At 66.9% G+C, this 25,715-nt stretch carries 19 protein-coding genes and 2 riboswitches; of the genes, 11 read left to right on the top strand and 8 right to left on the bottom strand.

Translation table 11 applies throughout. From position 1 onward, the window contains the following. Nucleotides 1–30 precede the first annotated feature (30 nt). On the top strand, nucleotides 31–885 hold the full coding sequence (locus tag AC1DX5_RS12175; RefSeq protein WP_478015667.1) for a helix-turn-helix transcriptional regulator: 855 nt from the start codon (nucleotides 31–33) through the stop codon (nucleotides 883–885). A 43-nt stretch (nucleotides 886–928) separates the two neighbouring features. Beyond that, a riboswitch (glycine riboswitch) is annotated at nucleotides 929–1,016 on the top strand. A 1-nt stretch (nucleotide 1,017) separates the two neighbouring features. Beyond that, a riboswitch (glycine riboswitch) is annotated at nucleotides 1,018–1,083 on the top strand. A 43-nt stretch (nucleotides 1,084–1,126) separates the two neighbouring features. Continuing rightward, entirely contained in the window at nucleotides 1,127–2,539 is a 1,413-nt protein-coding gene (locus AC1DX5_RS12170; RefSeq protein WP_478015665.1) for an L-serine ammonia-lyase, read from the top strand. 195 nt (nucleotides 2,540–2,734) lie between these two features. On the opposite strand, the gene AC1DX5_RS12165 is transcribed toward AC1DX5_RS12170, so the two are convergent. Beyond that, nucleotides 2,735–6,934, bottom strand: coding sequence for a translocation/assembly module TamB domain-containing protein (locus AC1DX5_RS12165; RefSeq protein ID WP_478015663.1), 4,200 nt, complete (start codon nucleotides 6,932–6,934; stop codon nucleotides 2,735–2,737). After that, nucleotides 6,934–9,060 carry an autotransporter assembly complex protein TamA gene (locus AC1DX5_RS12160; protein ID WP_478015661.1) on the bottom strand — a complete coding sequence of 709 codons (2,127 nt, stop codon included), beginning with the start codon at nucleotides 9,058–9,060 and terminating at the stop codon, nucleotides 6,934–6,936. The genes AC1DX5_RS12165 and AC1DX5_RS12160 overlap by 1 nt, the downstream gene beginning before the upstream one ends. A gap of 299 nt (nucleotides 9,061–9,359) precedes the next feature. Here AC1DX5_RS12160 and AC1DX5_RS12155 point away from each other — a divergent pair, with 299 nt between their 5' ends. From AC1DX5_RS12155 to AC1DX5_RS12140, 4 genes are read left to right on the top strand one after another with little or no spacing between them, the layout of a single operon-like run. Next, complete coding sequence (locus AC1DX5_RS12155) at nucleotides 9,360–9,830, top strand: MarR family winged helix-turn-helix transcriptional regulator (RefSeq protein ID WP_478015659.1); 471 nt, start codon at nucleotides 9,360–9,362, stop codon at nucleotides 9,828–9,830. Continuing rightward, nucleotides 9,821–11,230, top strand: coding sequence for an efflux transporter outer membrane subunit (locus AC1DX5_RS12150; RefSeq protein ID WP_478015657.1), 1,410 nt, complete (start codon nucleotides 9,821–9,823; stop codon nucleotides 11,228–11,230). Before AC1DX5_RS12155 ends, AC1DX5_RS12150 begins: the two co-directional genes overlap by 10 nt. Then, entirely contained in the window at nucleotides 11,227–12,432 is a 1,206-nt protein-coding gene (locus AC1DX5_RS12145; RefSeq protein ID WP_478015655.1) for an EmrA/EmrK family multidrug efflux transporter periplasmic adaptor subunit, read from the top strand. Before AC1DX5_RS12150 ends, AC1DX5_RS12145 begins: the two co-directional genes overlap by 4 nt. Continuing rightward, nucleotides 12,432–13,967, top strand: a complete 1,536-nt coding sequence (locus AC1DX5_RS12140) for a DHA2 family efflux MFS transporter permease subunit (RefSeq protein WP_478015653.1) — start codon at nucleotides 12,432–12,434, stop codon at nucleotides 13,965–13,967. The genes AC1DX5_RS12145 and AC1DX5_RS12140 overlap by 1 nt, the downstream gene beginning before the upstream one ends. A 6-nt stretch (nucleotides 13,968–13,973) precedes the next feature. On the opposite strand, the gene AC1DX5_RS12135 is transcribed toward AC1DX5_RS12140, so the two are convergent. Together AC1DX5_RS12135 and AC1DX5_RS12130 are read right to left on the bottom strand one after the other, a co-directional pair. Then, nucleotides 13,974–15,521, bottom strand: a complete 1,548-nt coding sequence (locus tag AC1DX5_RS12135; protein ID WP_478015651.1) for a tryptophan halogenase family protein — start codon at nucleotides 15,519–15,521, stop codon at nucleotides 13,974–13,976. 103 nt (nucleotides 15,522–15,624) lie between these two features. Beyond that, complete coding sequence (locus AC1DX5_RS12130; protein ID WP_478015649.1) at nucleotides 15,625–18,573, bottom strand: TonB-dependent receptor; 2,949 nt, start codon at nucleotides 18,571–18,573, stop codon at nucleotides 15,625–15,627. Nucleotides 18,574–19,089: 516 nt separating this feature from the next. On the opposite strand from AC1DX5_RS12130, the gene AC1DX5_RS12125 reads away from it, so the two are divergent. Both AC1DX5_RS12125 and AC1DX5_RS12120 read left to right on the top strand, forming a co-directional pair. Further along, nucleotides 19,090–19,803 (top strand): SapC family protein, encoded by a 714-nt coding sequence (locus AC1DX5_RS12125; RefSeq protein ID WP_478015647.1) that lies wholly within the window; start codon nucleotides 19,090–19,092, stop codon nucleotides 19,801–19,803. A 7-nt stretch (nucleotides 19,804–19,810) separates the two neighbouring features. Continuing rightward, nucleotides 19,811–20,815, top strand: coding sequence for a cupin-like domain-containing protein (locus AC1DX5_RS12120; protein WP_478015645.1), 1,005 nt, complete (start codon nucleotides 19,811–19,813; stop codon nucleotides 20,813–20,815). Nucleotides 20,816–20,823: 8 nt separating this feature from the next. On the opposite strand, the gene AC1DX5_RS12115 is transcribed toward AC1DX5_RS12120, so the two are convergent. The 4 genes from AC1DX5_RS12115 to pal are packed head-to-tail and all read right to left on the bottom strand — an operon-like array spanning nucleotide 20,824 to nucleotide 22,564. Next, nucleotides 20,824–21,300, bottom strand: a complete 477-nt coding sequence (locus AC1DX5_RS12115) for an SRPBCC domain-containing protein (protein ID WP_478015643.1) — start codon at nucleotides 21,298–21,300, stop codon at nucleotides 20,824–20,826. 3 nt (nucleotides 21,301–21,303) lie between these two features. Further along, nucleotides 21,304–21,648, bottom strand: coding sequence for an ArsR/SmtB family transcription factor (locus AC1DX5_RS12110; RefSeq protein WP_478015641.1), 345 nt, complete (start codon nucleotides 21,646–21,648; stop codon nucleotides 21,304–21,306). A 60-nt stretch (nucleotides 21,649–21,708) separates the two neighbouring features. Beyond that, the gene (locus AC1DX5_RS12105; RefSeq protein ID WP_478015639.1) at nucleotides 21,709–22,065 is read right to left on the bottom strand and encodes a hypothetical protein; all 357 of its coding nucleotides are present in this window, start codon (nucleotides 22,063–22,065) and stop codon (nucleotides 21,709–21,711) included. Continuing rightward, the gene (gene pal / locus AC1DX5_RS12100) at nucleotides 22,055–22,564 is read right to left on the bottom strand and encodes a peptidoglycan-associated lipoprotein Pal (RefSeq protein ID WP_478015637.1); all 510 of its coding nucleotides are present in this window, start codon (nucleotides 22,562–22,564) and stop codon (nucleotides 22,055–22,057) included. The genes AC1DX5_RS12105 and pal overlap by 11 nt, the downstream gene beginning before the upstream one ends. A 261-nt stretch (nucleotides 22,565–22,825) precedes the next feature. On the opposite strand from pal, the gene AC1DX5_RS12095 reads away from it, so the two are divergent. Genes AC1DX5_RS12095 through AC1DX5_RS12085 form a run of 3 tightly spaced genes read left to right on the top strand, consistent with a single transcriptional unit; the run spans nucleotide 22,826 to nucleotide 25,713 of the window. Further along, entirely contained in the window at nucleotides 22,826–24,334 is a 1,509-nt protein-coding gene (locus tag AC1DX5_RS12095) for a sensor histidine kinase (protein ID WP_465172442.1), read from the top strand. Next, nucleotides 24,331–25,011: a response regulator transcription factor gene (locus AC1DX5_RS12090; RefSeq protein ID WP_465172443.1), complete on the top strand. Its 681-nt coding sequence runs from the start codon at nucleotides 24,331–24,333 to the stop codon at nucleotides 25,009–25,011. Before AC1DX5_RS12095 ends, AC1DX5_RS12090 begins: the two co-directional genes overlap by 4 nt. A gap of 3 nt (nucleotides 25,012–25,014) precedes the next feature. After that, on the top strand, nucleotides 25,015–25,713 hold the full coding sequence (locus tag AC1DX5_RS12085; RefSeq protein WP_465172444.1) for a pirin family protein: 699 nt from the start codon (nucleotides 25,015–25,017) through the stop codon (nucleotides 25,711–25,713). The last annotated feature ends 2 nt before the right edge of the window (nucleotides 25,714–25,715 follow it).

Genomic DNA, 25,715 nt, shown 5'->3' with positions numbered 1-25,715 from the left:
CTGGTATAAACACTAACTGGATGCGCCACGATGTCCGACGACAATATGCTCGGCACCTATCTCCGGAACCGGCGCACCAGGCTCGATCCCGCCTCGTTCGGGTTCGCCGGGCGGCGGCGGACCGCGGGGTTGCGCCGCGAGGAAGTGGCGCAGCGCGCCAATATCAGCCCGACCTGGTACACCTGGCTCGAACAGGGGCGCGGCGGAAAAGCTTCGGCCGAAGTGCTCGACCGCATCGCGACGGCATTGACCCTGACCGAGGTCGAGCGCGAGCATCTGTTCCTGCTCGGTCTCGGTCGCCCGCCCGCGGCCCAGTATCGTGGTAGCGATTCGATTACGCCGCGCTTGCAGCGGCTGCTCGACGTGCTGACCTGCAGTCCCGCCATCGTGCGCACCGCGACCTGGGACGTCGTCGCCTGGAACCGCGCCGCGGCGGTCGTGCTCACCAATTATGGTTCGATCCCGCCCGGCCAGCGCAATATCCTGCGCCTGATCTTCTGCGACGATCGCGTCCGCGCGGCGCAGCCGCAATGGGAATCGGTCGCCCGTTTCGTCGTGAGTTCCTTCCGGATCGACGCCGCACGCGCTGGCGCCGATGCCGAGGTCGCGCCGCTGGTCGAGGAACTCTGCCGGTCGAGCCCGGAATTCGCCTCGATGTGGCAGGACAATGAAGTGCGGACCTATGGCGACGGGACCAAGCATCTGCGCCATCCCCAGGTCGGCCTGATCGCCCTGGAATATTCCGCCTTCGCGGTGGACGGCCGGCCGGACCTCAGCCTGATCGTCTACAACCCGGCGACGCCGGACGACCGGGCGCTCATCCAGTCCCTGGTCGACGGATGGGAAGCGCCCGCCACGGAATCCCGCGCTGCCTGGGCATCCTGACCAGCGTGGCGATTGACTTGGCGCGGGCACTCGCTCACCTATCGGTCGTCGCACGGGAGAGATCGGCTTTGGCCGGCGCCGAAGGAGCAACCGCCCCGGAAACTCTCAGGCAAAAGGACCGCGCGACACAGACACTCTGGAGAGTGGTGCCACGGCACCCGCCGACGGGATAGCGATCTCAGGCAAAGGGACAGAGGGGGCATGCAACGGCGCGCACAGCGCCTGACAGGAGCATGCCTCGGTGACCTCACCTCTCGCGACCTCGACTTTTCCGGACCCGCGCTTTCGCCCGATCAGCATCGCCGAGATGTTCACCATCGGCATCGGCCCCTCCAGCTCGCACACGGTCGGGCCGATGCGCGCGGCGGCGGATTTCGCGCGGACCATCCTGGCGTTGCCGGAGCGCGCGACCAGGGTCGGCTGCAGCCTCTATGGTTCGCTTGCGCTGACCGGCATCGGCCACGGCACCGACGTCGCGGTCCTGCTCGGCCTGGCCGGCTGGGAGCCGGAAACGGTCGATCCGGAAACGGCGGCGGCGCTGGTCGCCGGGTTCCGCGCGGACAATGCGCTGCCGCTCGGGCGAGGAGGCGGAGAGGGCGGCTATCCGGTGGCGCTGGACGGCAAGGGCGGGATCGATTTCCATCCCGAACGCTTCGAGCCGGAACATCCCAATGCTCTCGATCTGACTGCCTGGTTCCCCGACGGAACGTCGCAGACGCTGCGCTATTATTCGGTCGGCGGCGGCACGATCCGGCGCGGCGGGGAGCGGCCGGAGCTTGGCAATGTCGCGGTGCGCCATCCCTTCACGTCGGGTGACGAGCTGCTGCTGGCGGCCGAGGCAGAGCATATCTCGATCAGCGAGCTGGTTCGCCGCAACGACACTGCCTGGCGCACCGCGGCCGAGACCGACGCGCTGCTCGACGGCGTCGCCGATGCGATGCGCGCCTGCATCGATCGCGGCATGGTGAAGGGTGGCATATTGCCGGGCGGCCTCAACGTGCGTCGCCGCGCCAAGGGGCTGCACGAAGCACTGATCTCCCGCTCGGAACGCGGCGCTCCGTCGCATACCATCCAATGGGTTAGTCTCTGGGCGCTGGCCGTGAACGAGGAGAATGCGGCCGGCGGTCGCGTGGTCACCGCGCCGACCAATGGGGCCGCGGGCATCATCCCCGCGGTGATCCGCTATTACGAGACGTTCGAGGGCCCGGCGACGCGCGAGGGCATTCGCATCTTCCTCTCGACCGCGGCGGCGATCGGCATGCTCTACAAGACCCGCGCCTCCATCTCGGCGGCGGAGATGGGCTGCCAGGGCGAGGTCGGCGTGGCTTGCTCGATGGCCGCCGCCGGCCTCGCGGCGGTGCTCGGCGCCACCAACGCCCAGATCGAGAATGCCGCGGAGATCGGCATCGAGCATAATCTCGGCCTCACCTGCGATCCGATCGGCGGGCTGGTCCAGGTGCCCTGCATCGAGCGCAACGCGATGGGCGCGGTGAAGGCGATCAACGCCGCCTATCTCGCGCTCGACGGGGACGGCACGCACATCGTCAGCCTCGACCAGGCGATTGAGACGATGCGCCAGACCGGCGAGGACATGCGTTCCAAATACAAGGAAACCAGCCTGGGCGGTCTCGCCGTCAACGTGGTGGAGTGCTGACAGGCAGTTGGATCAATAGGTGCAAGGATCAAACCGTTCGTCCTGAGTAGGGGCTGAGCGAAGTCGAAGACCCGTATCGCAGGACAGTTGGAGCGCATGACGCCTGTTCTTCGATACGCCATTCGACAAGCTCAATGGCTACTCAGGACGAACGGAAGGCGGTATGGGTTTCGGCTCTACACCTCGAGCCGCTCGTCAATAATCCCTCGAATAGCGCAGGTTGATCGCGGTCCCGTTCGATCCGCCGGTCTGGCTCAGGATGCTCAGCGCCTTGGACAAGGCGATCTCGATCTGCGTCGCGGTGAAGCCGCGCGTGTCGGTGACGATCTCCACATAGATGTCGTTGGAGATATATTTGCCCGCGGCGACGGAGGTTCCGCGCCCGGTCGCCTCGTCCGCGCCCAGCACGCGCAATCGATCGATGCCAGAGGCGGAGCGCAGCTTGCCCAGCGGATTCAGCCCGCCGCCCGAGCCGCGCAGCGAATTGAGCGCGGAGGCGAGCTGGATCGCCTGCATCGGCGACAGCTCAGTGATCGAGTTGCCGAACAGGATGCGCGAGAGCAGTTCGTCCTGCGGCAGGCTGGGCGAGGAAGTGAAGGTGATTTGCGGGTTCTGCGCCCGGCCACCGATATTGATGGTGATCGCGGTGCCGGAGAGCGTCGCCGTCGCCCGCATCGACAAGCTCGGGTTCGTCACCGGGCCGCCTTCGAAGCGGATGATGCTGTCCTGGTCGAGATCGAAACGCTTGCCCGCGAAATTATAGGTGCCGCGGACCAGGTCGACATTGCCGATCACCTCCGGCGTGGCCGAGGTGCCGCCTACCCGCAGGTCGGCGCTCCATTCGCTTTCCAGCCCCATGCCGCTGACGAACAGCCGATTGTCGGCACGGATGCGCAGGTCGAGCTTGAACAGGCTGGGCACGCCTGCCGCAGCTTCGGCCGCATCGCGCGCGGCCTGGGCGCGGCTGGTGCCCTTGCGGCGCACGCCCTGCAGTTCGGCGACTTCGGCCGCGCCCTGGCGGATGATCTCGTACCGCACTTCGGGCAGGTTCAGGGTGCCGGAGATCAGCCCGCCATTCGCCTTGCTGTTGGTGACGGCGATCTCGCCCGAGACCGTCGCGCCCAGCGCGTCGCTGCGTGCGAGCTGCGCATTGCTCAAGGTCACCCGGACATCGATCGGGAAGCCCGCATCCGAGCCGAACCCGACGTTGCCGCGTGCTGAGACGGTGCCTTTGCCGGCCCGGCCGGTGAACTCGCTGATCTCGAACCGGTCGTTGGTGAAGCGCCCGGTCAGCTTGATCGCGCTGATGCGGGTGCCATAGGTCTCGTTATCATAGGCCAGCGCATTGGCACGGATCAGCCCGGTCAGCTGCGGGCTGGAAATCCGCCCGGAGAAATCGGCGGCAATGCCGATCTGTCCGGTGAGCGTCTGGTTCGCCAGGCCTGACAGGCTCCACAGCACATCGGCCGGACCGTTATAGCGGATGCCGCCGCCGAGCGGGGCATCCATCAGCGCGGTCATCCAGTCGCCGCCGCCGACCGGCTGCAACCGCACCTGCGCCCGCCCGATCGTCGCACCGCCGCGCTTGATCAGCGCGGCGAGCGCGCCGCCTTCGGGGCGGAGCGTGCCGAGCGCCGAGATGTCGACCGGGGTGGACACGACCGCCGCGCCGGAGCGGGTGAAGCTACGGATGTCGACGCGCAGGTCGGCGCGGGGCACGCCCGATCCGGCCTGGACATAGTCCAGGCTGCCGGTCGCCCGGCCGCCGATGCCCGCGCCGGCGGCAAAGGTGTTGAGGATCGCGAGATCGAAATTGTCGAAGCGCGATTGCAGCTCGAGCGTCTTGCCATAGCGACCGGCCACCCGCACCTGCCCCTGCGGCACGATGATCGCGACCGGCGCGAGCACATAGATGCCGTGCTCGTTCCGGATTATCGCCGGCTGGGCGAGGTGGAAGGGCACAGTGCCTACCTGGCCCTGCGCCGCGACCCGGTACAGGTCGGGCGAGAGCTGGGCGTTGGCGGCGATGCGGAAGCTCGCGCCGCTCTGGCCATTGGCGACGATCTGCGCGGTGCCGCGCCCGCCCTGGTAATTCACCTTGGCGCGCGCCGCCTGGAGGAAGAAACTGCCCTGGCGCACGCCGGCGAGCTGGACATCGGCGAGGATCTCCGGCGCCCTGGCGTAGAGGGTGATCGTCGCCTCGACGATCGCACGCTCGATCACCAGCTTGGCTTGGCCGGGGATATGCGCGCCATTGGCCCGGGCCGAGACCTGCGCGCGCTGGATCTTGCCGACCGCCGACAAAGTGACGGTGCCGGTGATGCCCGACCCATTGGCGGTGAGCTTCCCGATGAACGGCCCGGCGGGCGCCTGGCGGACGGTGCCCGCGAAACCGACCCCGGCGAAGCGCGCGCGGTGGATGTCGATGGTCAGCGGCCCGCCACCGGTGCGGATCAGCACGTCCGCGTTGAACGGCCCATAAGGCGAGCCGCCGGTCGCGACCACGGCATAGCCGGTCCCGGTTCCGCGGATCGTCGCCACGACATCGCTGAGCTGCACGCCGACATTGGGCCGGCTCGCCCGCAGCTTGATCAGCGGGCGCTCGGCGGTGCCCGATATGGCGACCGCCAGCGGGCCATATTGAGTCGAATGGCCCTGCGCGGTGAAGGCGATGCGGCCGTCGGGCACATAACTGCCCTGGCCGCCGGTGAGGCGGAAGCTCGGCGCCGCGACCCGTAGGTTCTGGACCCGGAACACGCCCTTGGGATCGAAGCTGAGATTGCCGACGATCACCGCGCGTCCGCCCAGGAAGTTCTGAACGCCGGCATTGTCGAGCTTCACCGTGGTGACGCCGAACCTTCCCTTCAGCCCGAAGCCGCCGGACGGGACAGTGACCAGGTTCATGTCGGTCGTCAGGTTGATGATGCCGACGCCGTCGATCCGGTAATCGTTGATCCGCCCTTTCAGCCCGGCGCGGTAGATGCCGGTCGACAGGTCGGCGACGACGATCGCGGTGGCATCGATCTGGGGCGAACGGATGCGCAGATTGTCCGACAGGATCGTATCGCCGGAGATCGCGAACGCGCCGTTGATCGTCACCTTGGTCAGCAAGCCGCCGGCCGCCGCGTTCAGCCCGGTGACGCGCGCGATCCGGCCGGTGACGGGCACGATGATGCGGTCGGCATCGACCCGGCTGCGGCCTTCGGCGTAGAGGCCCTGCACCACGGTCTTGTCGAAGCCGATCGCCGCCGCGCTGATCTTGTAGTCGACCAGCGGCCGGACAAAGGCGCCGTCGAGCCGCAGCGACGCGCGCACGTCACGGCCGTTGAGGTTCGGCGCGATCGATCCGGGGGTGAGCAGGCTCGCCTCGACCTGCAATCCCTCGAAGCGGCTCTGCGCCAGATCGATCATGCCGTTCGCCGTGACCGCCAGCCCGTCGGACTTGACCGACAGCTTCGTGTTCGCCCGCCGCTGCGCCAGGGTCGTGGTCAGGTCGACCAGCAGTGCCGGCGCGGTCAGCCGCTCGACCGGCCCGGCCAGGATCAGCCCGGGATGAAGCGGCCCGCGCGCGGTGAAGGTGCCGTTGCGTGCCGTGAGATCGAGCGCGGCCAGCGGCTGGCCGCCGAGCAGCGCCTGCGCCTTGCCCTGCCAGGACGACCAGCTTCCCCGCCCGTCGATCCGCGCGACGAGCGGCTGTTTGAGGCGCGCCATGCCCGCGACGATCCCGCCCGCCGGCGCGTTGAGCCGCGCATCGACGATCAGCCGATCCTTGTCCGGCACCGCATCGAGCACCAGCGCGAGCCGGTCGCCGCCGTCCAGCGCGGCTGCATTGCCGGTGATCTGCGCGCGGCCATCGGCGATATGCGCGACGGCATCGAGCGTCATCAGACGCCGCGTTCCGGTGACGGGCGCGCCGAGCACCAGGCGGTCGACCTTCAGTCTGCCGATATCGATGTCGATATCGGGCAGGGTAGGCGCGTTGGGGTCGCTCGGCACCACTTTCAGTTCGGGCAGGCGGGCAAGGGTGATCAGCGGCGCACTGGCGGACCGAATATCGGCATGGTTGCGGATGAAGGCGAAGGGCCGCCAGTCGAGATCGACTCGCGGCGCGGTGGCGAACACGCCCTTGGGATCGCTGATCTTCAGGTCGCGGATGGTCAGCTTGCCGTAGAGCGAACCCTCCAGCCGGCCGAATTCGACCTTGATGCCGGACGCCGTCTCATAGCCGGTCAGCTTGCCAGCGAGGAATCGCCGGCCCGGATCGGTATTGAGCGCGAACACCGCCAGCACGGCGAGCGCGAGCAGAGCCGCGACGGCGATCGCCACCCATTTGGCGATCCGCCCGACCGGCAAGCGGCGGCGCGGCACCACGGTTTCGACCTCGGTTTCGGCCATCAGAAGGCCTGCCCGATCGAGATATAGATCGCGACCTTCGCTTCACCCTTGCGCCGGCCCAGCGGCGTCGCGACGTCGAACCGCACGGGCCCGAAATTGGTGTAGTAGCGCGCGCCGATGCCGACGCCGTAGCGCAGGTCGCTGAACTTTGGTTGAGTCGAGGCATAGGCCTGGCCCACATCGAAGAACGGCACGATGCCGTAGTCGCCGAAGCGGTACCGCGCTTCGATCGCGCCCTCGACCAGACTGCGTCCGCCGACCGGATCGTTATTGGTGTCGCGCGGGCCCAGCTGTTGATAGCCGAAGCCGCGCACCGATCCGCCGCCACCCGCATAAAGCCGCCGCGACGGCGCGATCGCATCGCGCGGTGCGCCGGCGATCGAGGCGACCCGCACGCGCCCGGCCACCACCAGGCTGTCCGAGACCGGGTAATAGGTGCTGCCGTCCACCTGCGCGCGGACGTACCGGTAGTTGCTGCCTTCGGTCTGCGACGTCTCCGGGCTGATGCGGACCATCGCGCGGAAACCCTTGGTCGGATCGAGCAGGCTGTTCGTGCTGTCGAACGCGAGTTGCCCGTTCAGGCCGAAAATACCGTAATTCTGATAGGCGCGCGTGCCGCTGGCCGGCTGGAACGTGTCTTCGCGCGACCCCAGCAGTTCGAAGCCATAGGCCCAGGTCCAGCGCTTCTGCCAGATCGGGGTGGAATCGAGCGAGATCTTGCCGTTGATGCCGATCGTCAGCGCCTTGTACGCGTCGAAATCCTGCCGATCGGCCGTGATGCCAAGCAGCACCGTCTTGTCGCGCCGCCCGGCATTGGCGCGGCGGAAGGTCGCGGCCACGCCCTGCTCCTGCGTGCCCGCGGTGCCGGTGAAGGTCAGCGATCCTTCCGGGCGGAACAGGTTGCGATGAGTCCAACTCGCCTCGAGCTTGATGCCTTCGCCCGTCGAATAACCTGCGGTCGCGGCCAGGCGGCGGGGCTTGCCGGCATTCTGGGTGACGAGCAGGTCGACCACTTCGGTGCCGTCGGCCGCCGTCCGGCCAGTCTGGCGCGGCTCGACCGCGACGCTGTCGAACAGGCCGGTCGCGACCAGTGCCTCGCGCAAGTCGTTGACCTTCCGGTCGTCATAGAGCTGGCCGGGCTTGAAGCGCGCGAGGATGCCGACGTGCTTCGCGTCGAAGGCGAGCTTGCCCGTCGTCGAATAGGTGCCGAACGAGGAGCGCGGCCCAGTCTCGACCGGCAGCGTATAGGCGCCGAGATGACTCGCATCGTCCAGTTCGATGTCGCGCTGCCCGACCTTGACGAAGGGATAGCCCTGTTGCGGCAATTGCAGCGCGACGCCGCCTTCGGCGGCCTCGATCGCGCTCGCGACGATCGGATCGCCGGTGCGCAGGGCGAGCGCGCTGCGCACCAGACCCGGCGGCACCGTCTCCGGCCCTTCGATGACGATCGAGCCGAGCGTGTAGCGCGTGCCGGGCGCGGCGCTGATCGTCGCGGTGACTCGCCCGGGCTGGTTCTGCACCGGCTCGACCAGCGAGGAGGCCACGCCGTCATAATAGCCCTCGGAGCGGAGCAGGCGCTGGGCGAGCCCCTCATCCTCCTTCGCCCGTGCGGCAATCACCGCGCCATTGGCGCCCTTGCCGTCGCCCTTGTCGAGCGCCGAGAGCGCGCGGAACGGGCCTTCGAGATTGACCGCGTCGAGCCCCTCGACCTTTACGGAGTAGCGCAGCTCGGGCGGGGTGTCGGCAATCTCGGTCTGCGTCGTCGCGGGCGGCGGCTCGACGTCGAAGCCGGCGAGCGGGGGCAGGGGCTGGGTGAGCGCCGGATCCTCGGCGGTGGGCGCGGCGACGGTCTGCGGCGCGGCGGGGCTCGGCGCCGTCGGCTGGGTGGCGGGCGCGGCCGGCATTGCATCGATGCTCTCGATCGGCGCCAGCGGCTGGTTCAGCTCCCCGTCGATCGGCGGCAAGGCTTGCTGGAACTGCGAGTCCGGGATGATCGGATCGCTGCCGGCGGGCGCGGCGGTGTCGGTCTTGGCCGCCTGATCCTGCTGGTCCTTGCGCGCCTGCTCGACCGGATCGGGGCGGCGCTGTGCGGATACAGGCTGCGTAACGGCATACAGGCTAGCCAACAGGACTAAGCTTGAGCTTGAACGCAAAACAGCCTGTCCCCCGGCGCGAATGAATAAAATACCTGCCCTGCGGCGCCTATCGGGCGGGTTGCGTGTGGTTCAGGCACAACCCGGCCATCCCGGCCCCTGTCCTGCTTAACTGGCCGGCAGCCCTAGTGGTTCCCTCCATACGTCGAACCTGCGTCTCCGGCCGTCCCTCATACCAAGGCATGACTCGAAATTTTCCCCGCGCCGCTCACTTGAAACGGCGAGGTGGCGGGCTTATTAGTTGCCGCAGCAACCATTGCCGGAGCAACGACGTGCCGATCTACACGCACGATGAGTTCAACCCCGACATCTCTGTCGGCTATCTGACCAAGCGCATCTTCCAGGCTGCGCAGTTGGGGCTCGAGCCGATCTTCGTCGCGGAGGATGTCACGCACCTGCAATGGTCCGCGCTGGTGTCGATCTGGCTCGCCCGCGGCCTTACCTGTCGTGCGCTCGCGCACGATCTCGGGCACGACAAGGGTGCCACGACGCGTCTGGTCGACTCGCTCGAGGAGCGCGGCTTTCTCGCGCGCGACCGGGACGAAGGCGACCGGCGCGTGATCAATCTCGTGTTGACGGAGAAAGGTCAGCAGGTCGCCGAGCGCTGCATGCACGGCGTGGTCGATCTGTGGAACGGCTGGCTTGCCGACTGGTCGCCGGAGGATGCGGCGCAGCTGATCGGCCATCTCCAGCGGCTGCGGACGACGCTCGAGGCAAGTGTCGGAGACCCATCATGCGCCTGACCGCCCTGGCGCTTGCCACCACCGCCTTGCTGGCGGGCTGTGCGATCCCCGCGTCGCGGCCCGAAGTCGCACCCATCGCCGATTCCGCGCTTGGCCTGACCGCTGCTACCGACGCCGTCTTCCCGGCGATCGCCGATGACTGGTGGCGTTCCTTCGGCGATCCGCAGCTCGACCGGCTGGTCGCCGATGCCCAGGCGGGCAATCCCACGCTGGATGCGGCGCTCGCGCGCGTGCGTCAGGCAAGCGCGATCCTCGCCAGCCAGCGCGCGGACGATGGTCCGAACGCCGCATTCGACGCCCAGGCGCAGGTCGCCCGTCTCAGCGGCCGCTACCAGATCCCGCCGCCTTTCGCCGGCACCACGCGGTTCATCGGCCAGGCCCAGGCCGGGTTGAACTGGAACCTCGACCTTTTCGGCCGGCAAAAGGCCGTGATCGCCGGCGCCCGCGCCTCGACCCGCGCCGCGGTGCTGGATGCGACCGCGGCACGCCTCGCGCTCGCCGGGTCGGTCGTGCAGACCTATATCGAGCTCGCCCGCGCCGAACGCCTCGCAGCGCTCGCGCAGCAGACCATCGCCACCCGCCAGGGCTCGCTCCGGCTGGTGCAGGTCCGCATCCGCAACAAGCTGGCAAGCGATCTCGACGCGCAGGCGGCGCAGACTCTGCTCGCCCAGGCGCAGCAGGCGCTGGTCCGTGCGATGGCGCAACGCGAACTCGCGGCGAATGCACTCGCCGCGCTGGCCGGGCGCGGCGTGGATTATCCCGCGACCATCGCGCCCGCACGGCTCCAGCTCGATGCGGCCCTGCCGCTGCCGGCAACGATCCCTGCTGACCTGCTCGCCCGGCGCGCCGATGTCGCCGCGTCGCTGGCGCGGATTGACGCGGCCTCGCAGGGCCGGCTGGCCGCGCGCCGTGCTTTCTACCCGGACGTCAATCTGTCGGCGCTGGTCGGTCTGCAGGCGATCGGGGTGGGCAATTTCTTCAACGCCGATGCCGGCACGGTGGGCGGCGGCGCCGCGATCCATCTGCCGATCTTCGACAATGGCCGGTTGAGCGCAGGCCTCGCGGGCGCCACTGCCGGGGTCGATGTCGCGATCGCCGACTATAACGAAAAGGTGGTTGGCGCCGTTCGCGAAGCCGCCGATGCGCTCACCCGCATCCGCAGCCTCGCCGAGGATCGCGCGCGCCAGGCCGAGGTCGTGCGCGGCCTCGCCGAGACCGGACGCCTCAACACGATCCGCGTATCGAGCGGGCTCGAATCCCGCCTCGGCCTTGTCGACAATGACGTGCGGCTGCTCGACGCGCAGCAATCCGATGCCAATCTCGCGGCCGATGCCGCCAGCCAGCGGGTCGCGCTGGTCATGGCGCTGGGCGGCGGCTTCGATCCGAAGGACCCGAAATGACCAAGATGGAAAAGATCGAAGTGCCCGCCGAGGCACCGGCCGCTCCCGAGCCCGCCGCTCCTCCGGCGCCGCCCGTCCGCGGAAACCCCAATGCGCGTCGCCGCGGGCTGACCATCCTCGCCATCCTCATCGCCATCGCGGCGATCATCTGGGGCGTATTCCATTTCGTGCTCGCCAAGCCCGAGCAGGAAACGGATGACGCCTATGTCGCGGGCGACGTGGTCTCGATCACGGCGCGCGACCCCGGCACTATCCTCGCCATCCATGCCGACAATACCCAGACGGTGCGTGCCGGCCAGCCTTTGCTCGATCTCGATCCCGCGACGGTGGATGTCGGCCTCGCCGCTGCGGAAGCCGAACTCGCCCGGGCGGTCCGCTCGACCCGGTCGGACTTCTCCAAGCTGAATGAAACCGGCGCGGCCGTCGGCCAGGCCCAGGCCGAGCTTCAGCGCGCCCAGAACGACCTCTCGCGCCGTCGCGGTGCGGCCGCCGAAGGCGCCGTCTCGGGCGAGGAACTCAGCCACGCCGCCGATGCGGTAAAGGTCGCGCAGGCCAATCTCGCGCTCGCGCGCAGCCAGCAGGCCCAGTCGCGCACGGGCGTGCAGGGCACCACCGTCTCGACCAATCCGGCGGTGCTCGCCGCGATCGCGGCCTATCGCCGCGCCGCCATCGCGCACAGCCACATGCACATCACCGCGCCGATCGACGGCGTCGTCGCTCAGCGCACCGTCCAGCTCGGCCAGCAGGTCGCGGCCGGCACGCCGCTGATGGCGGTCGTCCCGCTCGACCGCGTCTGGATCGACGCCAATTTCCGCGAGACTCAGCTGAAGGACATCCGCATCGGCCAGCCTGCCACGGTGACCGCCGACATGTATGGCAGCGGCACGGTCTATCATGGCCGCGTCATCGGCCTCGGCGCCGGCAGCGGCAGCGCCTTCGCGCTGCTCCCGCCGCAAAATGCCAGCGGCAACTGGATCAAGGTGGTGCAGCGCCTGCCGGTGCGCATCGCGCTCGACCGGGGCGAACTTCAGCGCAATCCGCTGCGCGTCGGCCTCTCGGTCAACGCCACGATCGACACCGCGGACGCCAGCGGCGCGCGCGTCGGTGCGCCGGCGCGGCAGGTCTATCATGACGGCGCGTCCGATGGCGGCGACCCCAGGGTCGAGGCGCGCATCGCGCAGATCATCGCGGCGAACCGCTGATGTCCGGCGCCGCCCAGGCGCCGCTCCGGGGCGGCGCTTTAGCCTTGACCGCGTTCGCGCTGGCGCTCGGCACCTTCATGCAGGTGCTCGATTCGACCATCGCCAATGTGTCCCTGCCCACCATTGCCGGCAATCTCGGCGTCAGCAGCGACAATTCCACCTGGATCGTGACGGCCTTCGCCGTCGCGAACGGCGTGGCCGTGCCGCTGACTGGCTGGCTGATGGGCCGCTTCGGCGTTGTGAAGACTTTCAGCGTCTCGGTGCTGCTCTTCACCTTCGCCTCCTTCCTGTGCGGCATCGCCTGGGATCTGCCCTCGCTGATCGGCTTCCGCATCCTGCAGGGCGCAGTGTCGGGCCCGATGATCCCGGGCAGCCAGGCGCTGCTGATCGCGATCTTCCCGCCGCAGAAACGCTCCACCGCGCTCGGCATCTGGTCGATCACCACCCTGGTCGCGCCGATCATGGGGCCGATCCTCGGCGGCTATATCTCCGACAATTATCATTGGAGCTGGATCTTCCTGATCAACGTGCCGGTCGGCCTGTTCTGCGCCTTTATCTGCTGGCAGAGCCTGCGCCGGCGCGAGACGCCGACGCGCAAACTGCCGATCGATCAGGTCGGGCTGATCCTGCTCGTCCTCTGGGTCGGCTCGCTGCAGATGATGCTCGATCTCGGCAAGAATGACGACTGGTTCAACTCGACCCGCATCGTGGTGATGGCGGTCATCGCGGTGATCGGTTTCGCCGCCTGGGTGATCTGGGAACTGACCGATGCCAACCCGACGGTCGACCTGACCCTGTTCAAGAACCGCAACTTCCTGTTCGGGTCGATCGCCTTCTGTCTCGGTTATGCGGTGTTCTTCGCCAACACGCTCATCCTGCCGCTCTGGCTGCAGACTCAGCTCGGCTATACCGCGACCTGGGCGGGTCTCGTCGCCGCGCCCAGCGGGCTGGTGGCGGTGATTCTCACGCCCTTCGTCGCCCGTGCCTCGGGCAAGGTCGATGCGCGCATCCTCGCCTCGATCTCCTTCGTGGCGTTCGGCATCTCCTATTATATGCGCGCCGGCTACACGACTGGCGCGAGCGAATGGGATTTCATGCTGCCCCTGCTCGTCCAGGGCGTGGCGATGAGTACCTTCTTCCTGGCGATGATCACCATCTCGCTCGACGGCATCCCGCCGGAGCGCATCCCGTCGGCGTCGGGCATCTCGAACTTCGCGCGCATCACCGCGGGCAGTTTCGCCGCCTCGATCACCACCACCGCATGGGACCGGCGCGAGGCGCTCCACCAGAGCCATTTGTCCGAAGCCGTCGGCAGCGGCGCGCCGTTCCAGGCAGCGCGCGACGCGCTCCACGGTCTCGGCCTGACCGACGTCCAGGCGGCGGGGGCGATCACGCGGCAGATGGTCGGGCAGGCCTATCTGCTCGCCTCGACCGACCTGTTCCGCCTCTCCGCCTGGCTATGCGTTGCGCTGACCTTCATGGTCTGGCTCACCCGCCGCCCACAACCGGCCAAGGGACCGGTCGCGGCGGACTGACGGCGGTCAGATCGCCTGGAACCCGAACTGCTCGATCTTTTTCAGCAGGTCGCGGTTCCGGGGGAGCTGCTCGCGCATCCGCGCTGCCATGCGCGCATTCTCGTCGATCAGGCGCGCCGCGCGCTGCCGGGTCGTCGCCGTCTCCAGCGGATTGGCCTCGGTCTCATAGCCCATGCCGTACAGCACATATTGGTAGCTCGCGGCCGGGAAGATCTCGTCGAGCCGGTCGAATTCCTCGAAGAACCAGGGCGGCTGGTATTTCCACAGCTGCATCAGCTCCTGCAGCCGCTCCGGAATGCTGGAAGGCGCGACATTGTCGATCCAGAAGGGCGTGTCGCGCCGCTTCGTCAGCACATAATGCAGCTTCAGGAAGTCGATGATCCTGCCCCAGCGATAATGGCAGGTCTCGTTGAAGCGCTTGGCGACGATGTCCATCACCTCGCGATTGGCCGGCATCTGCTCCGCGATCAGCTTGGCCGACAGCTCGACCAGCACGATCGCCGAGGATTCGAGCGGCTCCATGAAGCCGGCGGCCAGCCCGACCGCGACGCAATTATTCTTCCAGAAGGTCTCGCGGTGCCCGGCACGGATCGGGATCTTCCGCGCGGTCAGTCCCTCCGCCGCCGGGCCGATATAGGCGCGCAGCTCGCGCTCGGCGGTCTCGTCGTCGATATGCGCGCTCGAATAGACATGGCCGGTGCCGCGCCGCGTCGGCAGGCCGATGTCCCAGATCCAGCCGGCCGATTGCGCGGTCGAGATGGTATGCGAGGCGATCGGCGCGTCGGGGTCGTCGAACGGCACCTGCATCGCGATCGCGGTGTCGCAGAACAGCACGTCCGAACAATCGCGAAAAGGGACGCCCAGCGTCTTGCCCAGCAGCAGCGAGGCGAAACCGGTGCAGTCGACGAACAGGTCGCCCGGGATGTCGCCCGCCTGTTCGGTGGAGAGGCTCAGGATATCGCCATTCTCGGCCTGGTTGACCGTCGTCACATCGGCCAGCACATGCCGCACGCCTAGGGTCGTGGTGCAATGCCGCTGCAGGAACGGCGCGAATTTTCCCGCGTCGAGATGATAGGCGTAATTGGCGACCGCATCATATTCGGCGGTGGTGATCATCTTGGGGGCAAGGCCGGCCTCGCAGATCGCTTCCTGCGGGCAGACCGCGTCGCTGAAAGTCCGGCCATGGCCGTCCTGCAGCCAGTGCGGCACCAGGTTCACTTCGCTGAACCCCTGGGGCAGCATCAGCGGATGGTAATAGGCGTCGTCCTCCGCGCCTGTCGTCCATTTGGCGAATTTCGCGCCCTGCTTGAAGGCGGCGTCGCATTCGCGGAAGAAATCGGTTTCGGACACGCCCATCTTCTGCAGGGTGGTGCGCATCGTCGGCCAGGTCCCCTCGCCGACGCCGATGATCTTGACGTTAGGCGATTCGATCAGGGTGACGCTGACGTCGCCCGCCGCGATCCGGCCCTTGTGGCGTGCGGCGATGACGCCCGCGGTCAGCCAGCCGGCGGTGCCGCCGCCGACGATGACGATATTGCGAACCGGACGAACCATATCAGTCGGCTACTTTCTTCGCTGTGGCCCGGGCTGCCCCTAGCATGAAAGAAAAGGGGGCCGCCAACCTCGACGGTCGACGGCCCCAGGGGATGCGACCCTCTTAGTAGTGGAAGCGCACGCCGGCCGTGATACGCCGGCCATAGCCGTACGCGGTCAGCAGCTGGTTCTTGTACCGGCCATGCGTGCTGTAGGTCTCGTTGGTCAGGTTCAGCGCTTCGGCGAAGATCGTGAACTGCTTCGTCAGCTCATAGCTCGTGCTGAAGTCGATCTGCGTGCTCTGGTTCACGAAGGTCGGTTCGGCGCCGAACCTGCCATTGTTCTGCGCCTGGCCGAACTGGAGCAGATATTCGTCACGCCAGTTGACCGCGACACGCGCCTGGAAGCCGTATTTGTCGAAAAAGCCAACGAAGTTCGCCGAATTGGCCAGCCCGGTGACGGCGAAGCCGCTCTGGGTGAAGTCGTTCGGATCATAGGGCTTGTTGGTATCGACCAGGGTCGCGTTCGCGTTGAAGCCGAAGCCGCTGTCCCCGAACACGTGCTGCCAGGCGATTTCGACACCCTTCACCGTCGCGTCGGGTCCGTTGACCCGGGCCGAGACGGAGAATTGCGCCGGCAACCCGGTGGTCGGATCGATCACATTGTTGATCGGCTGGCGAGTCACGCCGGCAACGATGAAGTTGCTGACGTTCTTCACGAACAGATCCACCGCGAAATAGGAGTTGCGCTGGTAATACCATTCGGCCGTGAGGTCGAAATTCTCCGACAGATACGGACGCAGCGTCGGGTTGCCGCCGGTGGCCGTGAAGGCACCGATACGCTGGCCGCTGCCCACGTTGAGAACCGGGGTCAGGAAGCCGAGATTCGGGCGAGTCAGCGTGCGCGAGGCATCGAACCGGACGTCGAAATTGTCCGTGAGGTTCAGCTTCATGTCGATGCTCGGCAGCAGATAGGCATAGCTGCTCTTCGTCGTCACCGGCTGGCTGGGCGAGAATCCGACCGACAACAGGGTGGGATCGCCAATGCCCTGAGTCAGCGTCAGCGGCACTTGGCCTACGCCGCTCGAGGTGATGTGAGTGACTTCCTCACGGGCACCCGCGTTGAAGTTGAACTTCATGCCGGCGATCTCGGTTTCGAAGCTGGCGCGGACGAACGCCGCCCAGGTCTTCTCCGTGATGACCTGCACGCTGGCCGGGTTGAGCTTGACGTCGAAGGTGCCCTTGAAATTCGGGCCGACCTGTCCGTCCAGATAGTTGAACCCCGGGATGTTCTTGGTCTGCGGGTTGCCTAGGCTCGTCAGATAGGCCTGATAGTCCGCCGCGGTGTACCGGAGCAGCGACGGCGGCAGATTGCCCGTATAGCCCGGCAGGAAGTTGGCGGTGCTCACCGTACCCTTGAACAGGCTCGCGGGGAGCAGAACGCCCGTCGTGCCACCCGAGGGCGGTCCATAGCCCGCATAGGCCTGCCAGAAATTATTGGCGAAGGTGTCGCTGGTCTGGATCTTGAACTGATCGTCGAGATAGGTCCCGCCGAACTTGATCGAGAAATCGTCCTGCTTCCACTCGCCCGACAGCCGGGCCTGCTTGACGGTATCGGTGTTCTTGTTCGCCGTGTTCACGGTCACATGCGAACCGATGACCGAGGTATCGACCCAGCGCGCTTCGTCGCCGTTCACGCCGTAATTGTTGAGCGTGGGAATCGAATTCGTGCTGTCGCCGGCAATGACGATGCCGAGCGACGGGCCGATGCCGAAGCCATAGCCGACGTCACCGTTGCGGCTGTTGACCCGGCCATCCGGATTGCGCCAGCCCTTGGCATAATTGGCGTCGGCTTCGACCTTGAAGTTGTCGGAGACGTCCCATTTCACGTTCAGGCCGGTCTGGCTGGTCTGCCGGACGTCGCTATTGGTGGTCGCGTTGAAATCGGTCTGGGTGCCGGCCTGCGTGAAGTTGGTCGGCACGCCGTTGCTGTCGAGCGTGACGTTGCGCAGGCTGCCCTGGTTGAACCAGATGCCGAACCCGAACGAATCCTGGTTGATCGACTGGCGTGAGAAATTGCTGTCGAGCGACACCAGGACCTTGTCGGACGGCTGCCATTGCAGGGCGAGGCGTCCGTCGATGCGCTCGTCCTTGGTGTAGATCTGGCTCAGGCCATATTGTTGTTCGAACGCGCCGCGCACGCTGGTCAGGTTGCTGGCGGGCGTGGGGACGCCCTGGGCATTCGCCGTCGCGGAGGTCGGCGCGCAGTTTTGCGCCGTGCTCCCGGCCAACTGGCAGGGGGCGAAATAGGCGAAGCCGAAGCCGTTGATATAGGCCTGGTTCGTCTGGGTATCGTGGCGGGTATAGACGACGTCGGCGAGAATGCCGAAGGTGTCGTCGGCGAAGGTGTCGCTGATCAGGATCCCACCGGTCGGAACGACCTTCTTGGCATATTCCTGGTACGATCCCGATGCGCTGGCGGCCAGCCGGAAGCCGGGATGGTCGAACGGCTTGGGCAGCAGGATGTTGAGCGTCGCGCCGATCGAACTCGCGCCGACCGAGACGTCCGGGGTCTTCATCACGTTCAGCTGACCGACGAAATCGGCGCCGACGGTGCTGAAGTCGACCGAGCGTCCGCCGTTCGTCGTGGGAACGCGGCGGCCGTCATAGAGCGTCTCGTTGAAGTCGCCGCCAAAGCCGCGCACCGTGATGCCCGTGGGCTCGCCGCGCGCGCCGTCGCGCTGGATCGACACGCCCGGCAGGCGCTGCAACGCCGCCGCGACGTTCGAATCCGGGAATTTGCCGATGTCTTCCGCCGAGATCGCATCGAGAACGCCCACGGCATCGCGCTTGATGTCGAGGTTGCGCTGGAGCGACCCGCGAATGCCGGTGACGATGATGTCCTCGTCAGGCGATGCCGCCGCGCCCGCGGCAGGGCTGTCCTGCTCCGCCGCTGCCTGCGCATAGGCCGGCGCCGCCATCATCGTAATTGTCGAGGCGCCGAGGAGCAAAAGGCTGCGTATCGGCAGCGCGCTCCCCTTGCCGGTTCTCGTGCCCACCCTGTTCATGGTCATTCTTCTCTCCTGCCTAACGTCGTTTCTGGTTCGGCGCCGGCACATTTCCGGTCGGCGCGTCCTCGTCGGCGCGGATCACTGCGAACCACGCCCCATGCCGCGCCGGGTCCTTCGGACCCGACGACACATTTCGTCACGATGATGAGTGGAGCCCCATTCATCCTCTCCGTGATGAGGTCGCGCCGTTACGCGCCTCACCGATTTTGATATCCTATATGCGTTTTCGCATATTCTATATCCTATAGTGGTAGCGCGAACATTTTTGTCGGGCAAGCGCCATATTTGCCACATTTCCGCCGTTGTCAGGCTGGCTGCTGATCGGTTGGAGCACGGGAAAGGGGGCATTTATATCGGGAATGGATCTTGTTTGTGCGCGCTATCATCCGTCATTGGCTTCGCGCATGGCGCCAGCTATCATCGCGCAGGGGAGGCGCATGTCGGCTGCGACGGGCCATCTCCAAAACGGATAGGTCAACCGTCAGAGAGCGGTGCGGCCATGGGAAGGCGTCTGACTTGATGAGCAATATCGTGCCATTGGACACGGTCGCCCACCGCGACCTGCGCATCGATACGATCGCTTCCCCGCGCAACGGCGACGGCACGCATCTCGTTCAGGTCATCCTGCGCGAATTCGCCTTGCTCGCGGTCGATTATCCCATCCTGTTCGGCAAGCAGTCGGACACCGGCGCCTTTTTCTGTGCCGCGATGCTCGGTTTCGACGAAGGGGAGAATCTGTTCCTGAAGCCGGGCGGCGGCATGCACGGTTACCGGCCGCTGAACCTGGAGCGCGAACCCTTTTTCGCGACCGAGACGGGCCTCGCGGTCGATCTCGACAGCCCCCGGGTGAGCGCTTTTGGCGGCGAGCGGGTGTTCGACGATGGGGGAGAGCCGACGCCCTATCTGCAGCGCGTCATCGCCACCTTCCGCGAATTGCGCCCGGGCCTGGACGAGACGCGCGCGTTCATCCGGACGATGCTCGACCTCAAGCTGGTCGAACCGATCGATATCGATGTGAGCTTCGACGACGGCACGAAGAGCAGCGTGGCGGGCGCCTATACCATCAATCGCGATGCACTGGCCGATCTGGAGGATGCGCGGGTGGTCGACCTGTTCCGGCGCGGTTATCTCCATGCCGCGTCGCTGATGCTCGGCTCGCTCAATCAGATTCCGTCGCTGGCGCGTCGCCGGAACGACCGGCTGACCGCGCTCGCCCCGGTCGGAGCGTTCTGAACCAGCCATGCCCGCCGTTGCGGAATATCCGGCAGAACTGCTCACCGATGCCGCGGCGTTCCGGCGGGATGTCGTCGAGCCGTGCCGCCCGGTCCTGTTGCGCGGGCTGGTGCGTGACTGGCCGGCGATCGCTGCGGCGGCCGAAGCGCCGGCTGCTTTCGCGCGCTACCTCGCGTCGTTCGATACGGGCCGCGAGATGGAGGCCTTTTTCGGCGCGCCACGCATCGCCGGCAAATATTATTATGACGAGACCCTGCAGGGCTTCAATTTCGAGCGTTGCCGGATGCGCCTCGCCGAGGCACTCGAGGCGATCCTGGCCGGCCTCGATCGGCCCGACGCCGACAGCATCTATGCCGGCTCGCTCTCGATGGACGATTATCTTCCCGGACTCGCTGACCGTAATCCGCTCCCCATGCTGCCCGGCGTCGGGCCGCGCATCTGGATTGGCCACGCCTCCAATGTCGCGGCGCATTACGACACGATGGACAATGTCGCCTGCGTCGTCGCCGGCCGCCGGCGCTTCACGCTGTACGATCCCAGGCTGATCGACAGCCTCTATGTCGGCCCGATCGACCGGACCATGGCGGGCCAGCCGGTCAGCCTCGCCGCTGCCGCGGCACCTGGCGATGCGCGCTATCCGAAGTTCGAAACGGTACGCGATCGGGCCCTGGTGGCCGAGCTCGAACCCGGCGACGCGCTCTATCTGCCCAAGCTCTGGTGGCATCAGGTCGAATCGACCGCGCCGTTCAACGTCCTGGTCAATTACTGGTGGGACGCGTTCGGCGCCGGGCCGGATGCGCCCTATACCACGCTGTTGCTCGCGATGATCGCCATTGCCGAACGGCCCGAGGGCGAACGGGGCGCCTGGAAGGCGCTGTTCGACCATTATGTCTTCCGCGAGAACGGCCATCCGCTCGCGCATCTGCCGCCGGAGCGGCACGGCATCCTCGGGCCGCTCCGCGACAATTACGGCCGCATCCGCGCTTATGTGATGCAGATGCTGCGCGGCTGAGCCTGGCCTCAGGCCCCAGCGACAAAGGCGACGAGATTGTCCAGCGTCCGGTCGGTGCCGAGATGCACGCCGATCTGCATATAGTGGTCGAGATGCTCGCTCGACTGGCACTGGATCTCGACGGTCATGCGAGTCCTGCCGGACGCCTCGACCAGCTTCACCCGCCCGACCGCGCCATTGGCGTCGAACACGATCAGATTGGGCGGCGTGATCTCCCGATACACGCCGGAAAAGGGCCGGTCGGGGTGATGTCGGCTGACGAAGCGGAAGGCGCCGCCGGGGCGCAGGTCGATCTCGCAGGAACTCAGGCGCTCGCCCGTCGGGTCCCACCAGCCGGCTACCTGCTCGGGCTGAGTCCAGGCGTCGAAGACGTGGATGGAGGGTGCGTCGAAAGCGCGCTCGAAACGGATCGTGTTCGTGTCGCGATCGATCGTGAAGCCGGTCGGGTTGACGAGATCGGCATCGGTGTCGGTGGCAGTGAACATCGGTCAGTCCTCCTTTTTCGCGGCCTGGGTGGCGAGGTGATGGTCGAGATTGTCGAAACGGCGCTCCCACAGGCGGCGGAACGGCTCGATCCAGTCGGCCATGTCCTTCATCGCCTCGGCGCGCAGCCGTCGCGGCCGACGCTGCGCATCGCGGCCACCCTCGATCAGGCCGGCATTCTCCAGCACCTTGAGATGCTTCGAGATAGTCGGCTGACTGAGCGAGAAGGGCCGCATGAGCTCGGAGACGGTCGCCTCGCCCAGGCTCAGCCTGGCCAGGATCGCCCGGCGGGTTGGATCGCCGAGAGCGGAAAAGACTGCGTCGAGGCTGGGGTCGGTTTGCATCGCCATTTGGCTATATAGCCAAATGGCGATGCATGAGTCAAGGCATCTGCCGGGCGCTGGTCGACTTCACCTGTCGATGCGGAAGCCGGTTTCAGTGCAGCCCTGGTACGGCCCGTCGCCCGCGCCGATCAGCACGGCGCGATCCTCGTCCTGGGCGAAGGCGACCCGCTTGGATCCATAACGGACGCCCACCGACGACGGGCGCTTCTCCAGCTCGTAGCTATACCCCTTGGTATCGATCCGGACCCTGTCCTTGGAGAAGGCCGCGGAAAAGGATTTGCCCGCGTCGCAGTCATATTGACGCTCGTCGGTCGAGCTATCGTCGCTATATCGCTGGGCGCAGGCGGCAACGGTCCAGCAGGCAAGCGTCGCGGCCAGGATCGCTGTCCCGCGCCGATAGCCACATCCTCGGTCAGCTGCCATTGTTCCCGATCACGATCGATACCGCCCGGCGATTGGCCGCATAGGACCCCTCGTCGGATCCGAGCGCCTCGGGGCGCTCCTTGCCATAGGAGATGGTGCGGATTCGCGTCGGCGCAATCCCTTCGGCGGTCAGGAAGGCCGCGGCGGCGCGGGCGCGGCGGTCGCCCAGCGCGAGATTATAGTCGCGCGTGCCCCGCTCGTCGCAATGGCCTTCGATCGAGAAGCCGATGTCCGGGTGCTGCCGCAGCCATTCGGCCTGCCGCGCCAGTGTCTGGCGGGCCTCGGGTTCGAGCGTGAAGGAATCATAGCCGAAGAGCACCCGGTCGCTCCCTGCCGCGGCAACCAGGCTGGCCTGCAGGCCGGACAGGCTGTCCGGCGCGGTATAGGCCTCGCCGGCGCCCGGCGCATAGCTGTTGCCGTCGACCGGCAGTTTCTTGCTCGCGCAGCCGGCAAGCATCGCGGCGCCGATCGCGGCGGTCAGGACCATCTTGTTCATCATTCTTCCCCCCAAGGGACAGCGTTCGCTCTCTCCCTAGGGCTGCGCGGGCAGGGAGCGTTACTATAGGTTTTTTATGCATGGACGGGTCGGCCGGGCGGCGCCTATCCCGATTGGGCGAGCACCGCCGTGCCCCCCGGCACGGACCCTCCTCCTGAAAGGCGGTGCTCCACCCACCACGGCGGCGGGCGGGCATTCGCTCCCGACAGGCCCGCCTCAGCCGCCGTGGACCAAACCCGGTGATGAGGGCAAACACGCTAGTCGATGACGGAATCTCCCACCTCGCTGCTCGGCACCATGCGCAAGGTGAAGCTGCATCTGAGCAGCGGTCAGTTCCTGCTCACGCTCCTGCTCGTCACCGTGTCCGCCACCGGTTCCTTCGCCGCAGCCCGCTATGGCGAGGTGGCGGCGGCGCTGGTCTTCGTTCTCGGCATTACCGTCACGGGCGCGTTGTGCGGTCTGGCCTCTGCGCTGATCGCCGCGCTGGTCGGCTTCCTGATCTACAATTTCTACCTGACGGAGCCGGTGCTGACCTTCCGGCTGGCGACGGGCAGCGACATCGCGCCGCTGGTCATCTTCAACCTGTGCGCCCTGGTGTCGGGCGTGCTCGCCGGCCGGCTCAAGGATCATGCCGAGGCGGCGCGGTCGAGCAATCTCCAGCTCAACAGTCTGCTCGAGCTGAGCCGCGAACTTCAATCCACCCAGCGCCCGGAGGATGTGGTCGCGACCGTCGACGGGGCGGCCCATGAAATCCTCGGCGCGCGGATTTCGCTGTTCCGCGCCGAGGGACGGACCGCGGTTCCGCTCGACCTGGTGGAGCGCGACGATCGCTGGCAGGCCCTGGCCCAGGCCTTGCTGTCGGGTCCGGCACTGACGCTCAACGACGGAAATCTCATCGGTCGCCGTCTCGAAGGCAGCACCGGCCTCCCCATCCTGATGATCGTCGAGCCGCTCCGCCCACGCGGGATCGAACCCGCATTCGTCGACGCGCTCGGCAACATGGTCGCGCTCGCGCTCGAGCGCGCGGCCCTGTCCGAACGGATGACCGAGCGTCAGGCCTCGGCCCGGGCCGAGGAACTGAAGACGGCGCTGCTTGCGTCGGTCAGCCATGATTTCCGCACCCCGCTGACCGCGATCTGCGCATCGGCCTCCAGCCTGATCACCTATGGCGAGAAGCTCGATCCGGAAACCTCGCTTCGCCTGTTGCAGGGCATCGTGGAGGAAGGCGAGCGGCTCAACCGCTACACCGCCAACCTGCTTGAGATGAGCCGGCTCGAAACGCGTGGAGAGCCTGCCTCGCTCCAGGTGCTCGGCGTGTCCGAGATGGTCGCGACGGCGATCCAGCGAGTCAGGTCGCGGGCCGGCGCGCGGTCGATTGCCCTGGAGGACCGGGCATCCGAGCTTCAGATCGCCGCGAACCCCGCGCTGTTCGAGCTCGTCCTGATCAACATCCTCGACAATGCGATCACCTATAGCGAGGACGGCACCCGCATCCGCATCGGCATATCCGGGGCGGAGGATATTTGCTGCATCGCCATCGCCGATGAAGGCTATGGCATCCCGGAACAGGATGCCGAGCGTGTGTTCGACCGCTTCCACCGCGTCGCGCGCAGCGAGGCGTCGCCGCGCGGCAGCGGTCTGGGCCTCGCCATCGCCAAGGGGTTCGTCGAGGCGCTGGGTGGCACCATCGGCGCGACGATTCCCGGCATCGAGGGACGCGGCACCTGCATCACCATTCGCCTTCCGCTTGCCATGGGGAGCGACCGCTCATGACTCATATCCTGCTTGTCGATGACGAGCCGTCGCTCATCGCCGTGCTTCAGCCCGTCTTGGGCGCCGCGGGCTATAAAGTGCGCGTCGCCTCCGATGGCAGCAGCGCCTCGCGCCTGGCCCTGGACGAGCGGCCGGACGTCGTCCTGCTCGATCTCGGTCTGCCCGACATGGACGGCAAGGAAGTCATCCGGCGGATTCGTGCGGCCAGCGCGGTGCCGATCATCGTGATCTCCGCGCGGCACCAGGAAGCGGAGAAGATCGCCGCGCTCGACAATGGCGCGGACGATTACGTCAACAAGCCGTTCGAGATCGGCGAGCTGATGGCGCGCATCCGCGCCGCGATCCGCCGCGGCAAGAGCCTGGAGAGCGAGCCGGAAACCTATTCGGGCGCTCCGCTCGAAATCAATTTCGCGGCGCGCCAGGTCAGGCTGGACGGCGATGTGGTCAGGCTTTCTCCGAAGGAATTCGATCTTCTGCGCGTGCTCGCGCTCAGCGCCGGCCAGGTGGTGACTCACAAAAGGCTGCTCGCCGCCGGCTGGGGATCGGAGGGTGCCGACAGCCAGTATCTGCGCGTCTATATCGGCCTGCTGCGCCAGAAGATCGAGGAGGATCCCAGCGATCCCCGGCTGCTGCTGACTGAACCCGGCGTCGGCTATCGCCTGACGCCGGGCGTGTGAGCGATGGTCGTGTTGCGCGCGCGTGACGAGCTGGGACGGAGCCGCCTGCCCGGGCTGGAGGCGCTGCATCATTTCTCGTTCGGGCAATATCAGGATTCCGCGCGCGGCCATTGGGGTGCGCTGACCACGCTCAACCACAATATCCTCGAACCGCGTGCCGACATGCCGCCGCACGCCATCGACGGCGTCGATATCCTGACGATCGTGCGCAAGGGCGTGATCGCGCATCACGTCAACATGGATGCCGTCGACCGGACATTGGCGGGGGAAGTGCAATTGCTCTGTCCCGGACGCGGTATCACGCATGCCCAGAGCAATCCTGGCGCCAGGCCCGCGGAATTCGTCGAGATCCGGCTGCGCATGGAAACGGTGCCGGAGCGTGTGCAGCGGCGCATCGTGAAATTCCCCAACCGCGCCCACACCGGCCGCCTCGCGCTCCTCGCCAGCGGCTTTCCGCAGGATCGCCTTGCCATGCCGCTGCAATCGCATGCGCGGGTGTTCGGCGCCCGCCTGCCGGCCAGGGGAGCGATCGATTATGCGCTCACCCGGTCGCGCCATGCCTATGTGATGGCGCTGGCCGGCACGGTGGACGTCAACGGCCAGGCCATCGGCCCGCTCGAAGGCGCCGCGATCACTAACGAAACCGCCATCCGCATCGAATCGCGCAAGTTCGCGGAGATATTGCTGATCGACACGCGCTGAGC

The sequence above is a fragment of the Sphingomonas sp. P2_B6 genome (assembly GCF_056404755.1).
This window is presented reverse-complemented; position numbering and strand designations above follow the sequence as displayed.

Coding starts and splice junctions, on each gene's coding strand:
- AC1DX5_RS12175 (WP_478015667.1), top strand. CDS start 31: ATGTCCGACGACAATATGCTCGGCACCTATCTCCGGAACCGGCGCACC.
- AC1DX5_RS12165 (WP_478015663.1), bottom strand. CDS start 6,934: ATGGCCGAAACCGAGGTCGAAACCGTGGTGCCGCGCCGCCGCTTGCCG.
- AC1DX5_RS12150 (WP_478015657.1), top strand. CDS start 9,821: ATGCGCCTGACCGCCCTGGCGCTTGCCACCACCGCCTTGCTGGCGGGC.
- AC1DX5_RS12145 (WP_478015655.1), top strand. CDS start 11,227: ATGACCAAGATGGAAAAGATCGAAGTGCCCGCCGAGGCACCGGCCGCT.
- AC1DX5_RS12140 (WP_478015653.1), top strand. CDS start 12,432: ATGTCCGGCGCCGCCCAGGCGCCGCTCCGGGGCGGCGCTTTAGCCTTG.
- AC1DX5_RS12135 (WP_478015651.1), bottom strand. CDS start 15,521: ATGGTTCGTCCGGTTCGCAATATCGTCATCGTCGGCGGCGGCACCGCC.
- AC1DX5_RS12130 (WP_478015649.1), bottom strand. CDS start 18,573: ATGACCATGAACAGGGTGGGCACGAGAACCGGCAAGGGGAGCGCGCTG.
- AC1DX5_RS12125 (WP_478015647.1), top strand. CDS start 19,090: ATGAGCAATATCGTGCCATTGGACACGGTCGCCCACCGCGACCTGCGC.
- AC1DX5_RS12120 (WP_478015645.1), top strand. CDS start 19,811: ATGCCCGCCGTTGCGGAATATCCGGCAGAACTGCTCACCGATGCCGCG.
- AC1DX5_RS12115 (WP_478015643.1), bottom strand. CDS start 21,300: ATGTTCACTGCCACCGACACCGATGCCGATCTCGTCAACCCGACCGGC.
- AC1DX5_RS12110 (WP_478015641.1), bottom strand. CDS start 21,648: ATGGCGATGCAAACCGACCCCAGCCTCGACGCAGTCTTTTCCGCTCTC.
- AC1DX5_RS12105 (WP_478015639.1), bottom strand. CDS start 22,065: ATGGCAGCTGACCGAGGATGTGGCTATCGGCGCGGGACAGCGATCCTG.
- pal (WP_478015637.1), bottom strand. CDS start 22,564: ATGATGAACAAGATGGTCCTGACCGCCGCGATCGGCGCCGCGATGCTT.
- AC1DX5_RS12095 (WP_465172442.1), top strand. CDS start 22,826: ATGACGGAATCTCCCACCTCGCTGCTCGGCACCATGCGCAAGGTGAAG.
- AC1DX5_RS12090 (WP_465172443.1), top strand. CDS start 24,331: ATGACTCATATCCTGCTTGTCGATGACGAGCCGTCGCTCATCGCCGTG.
- AC1DX5_RS12085 (WP_465172444.1), top strand. CDS start 25,015: ATGGTCGTGTTGCGCGCGCGTGACGAGCTGGGACGGAGCCGCCTGCCC.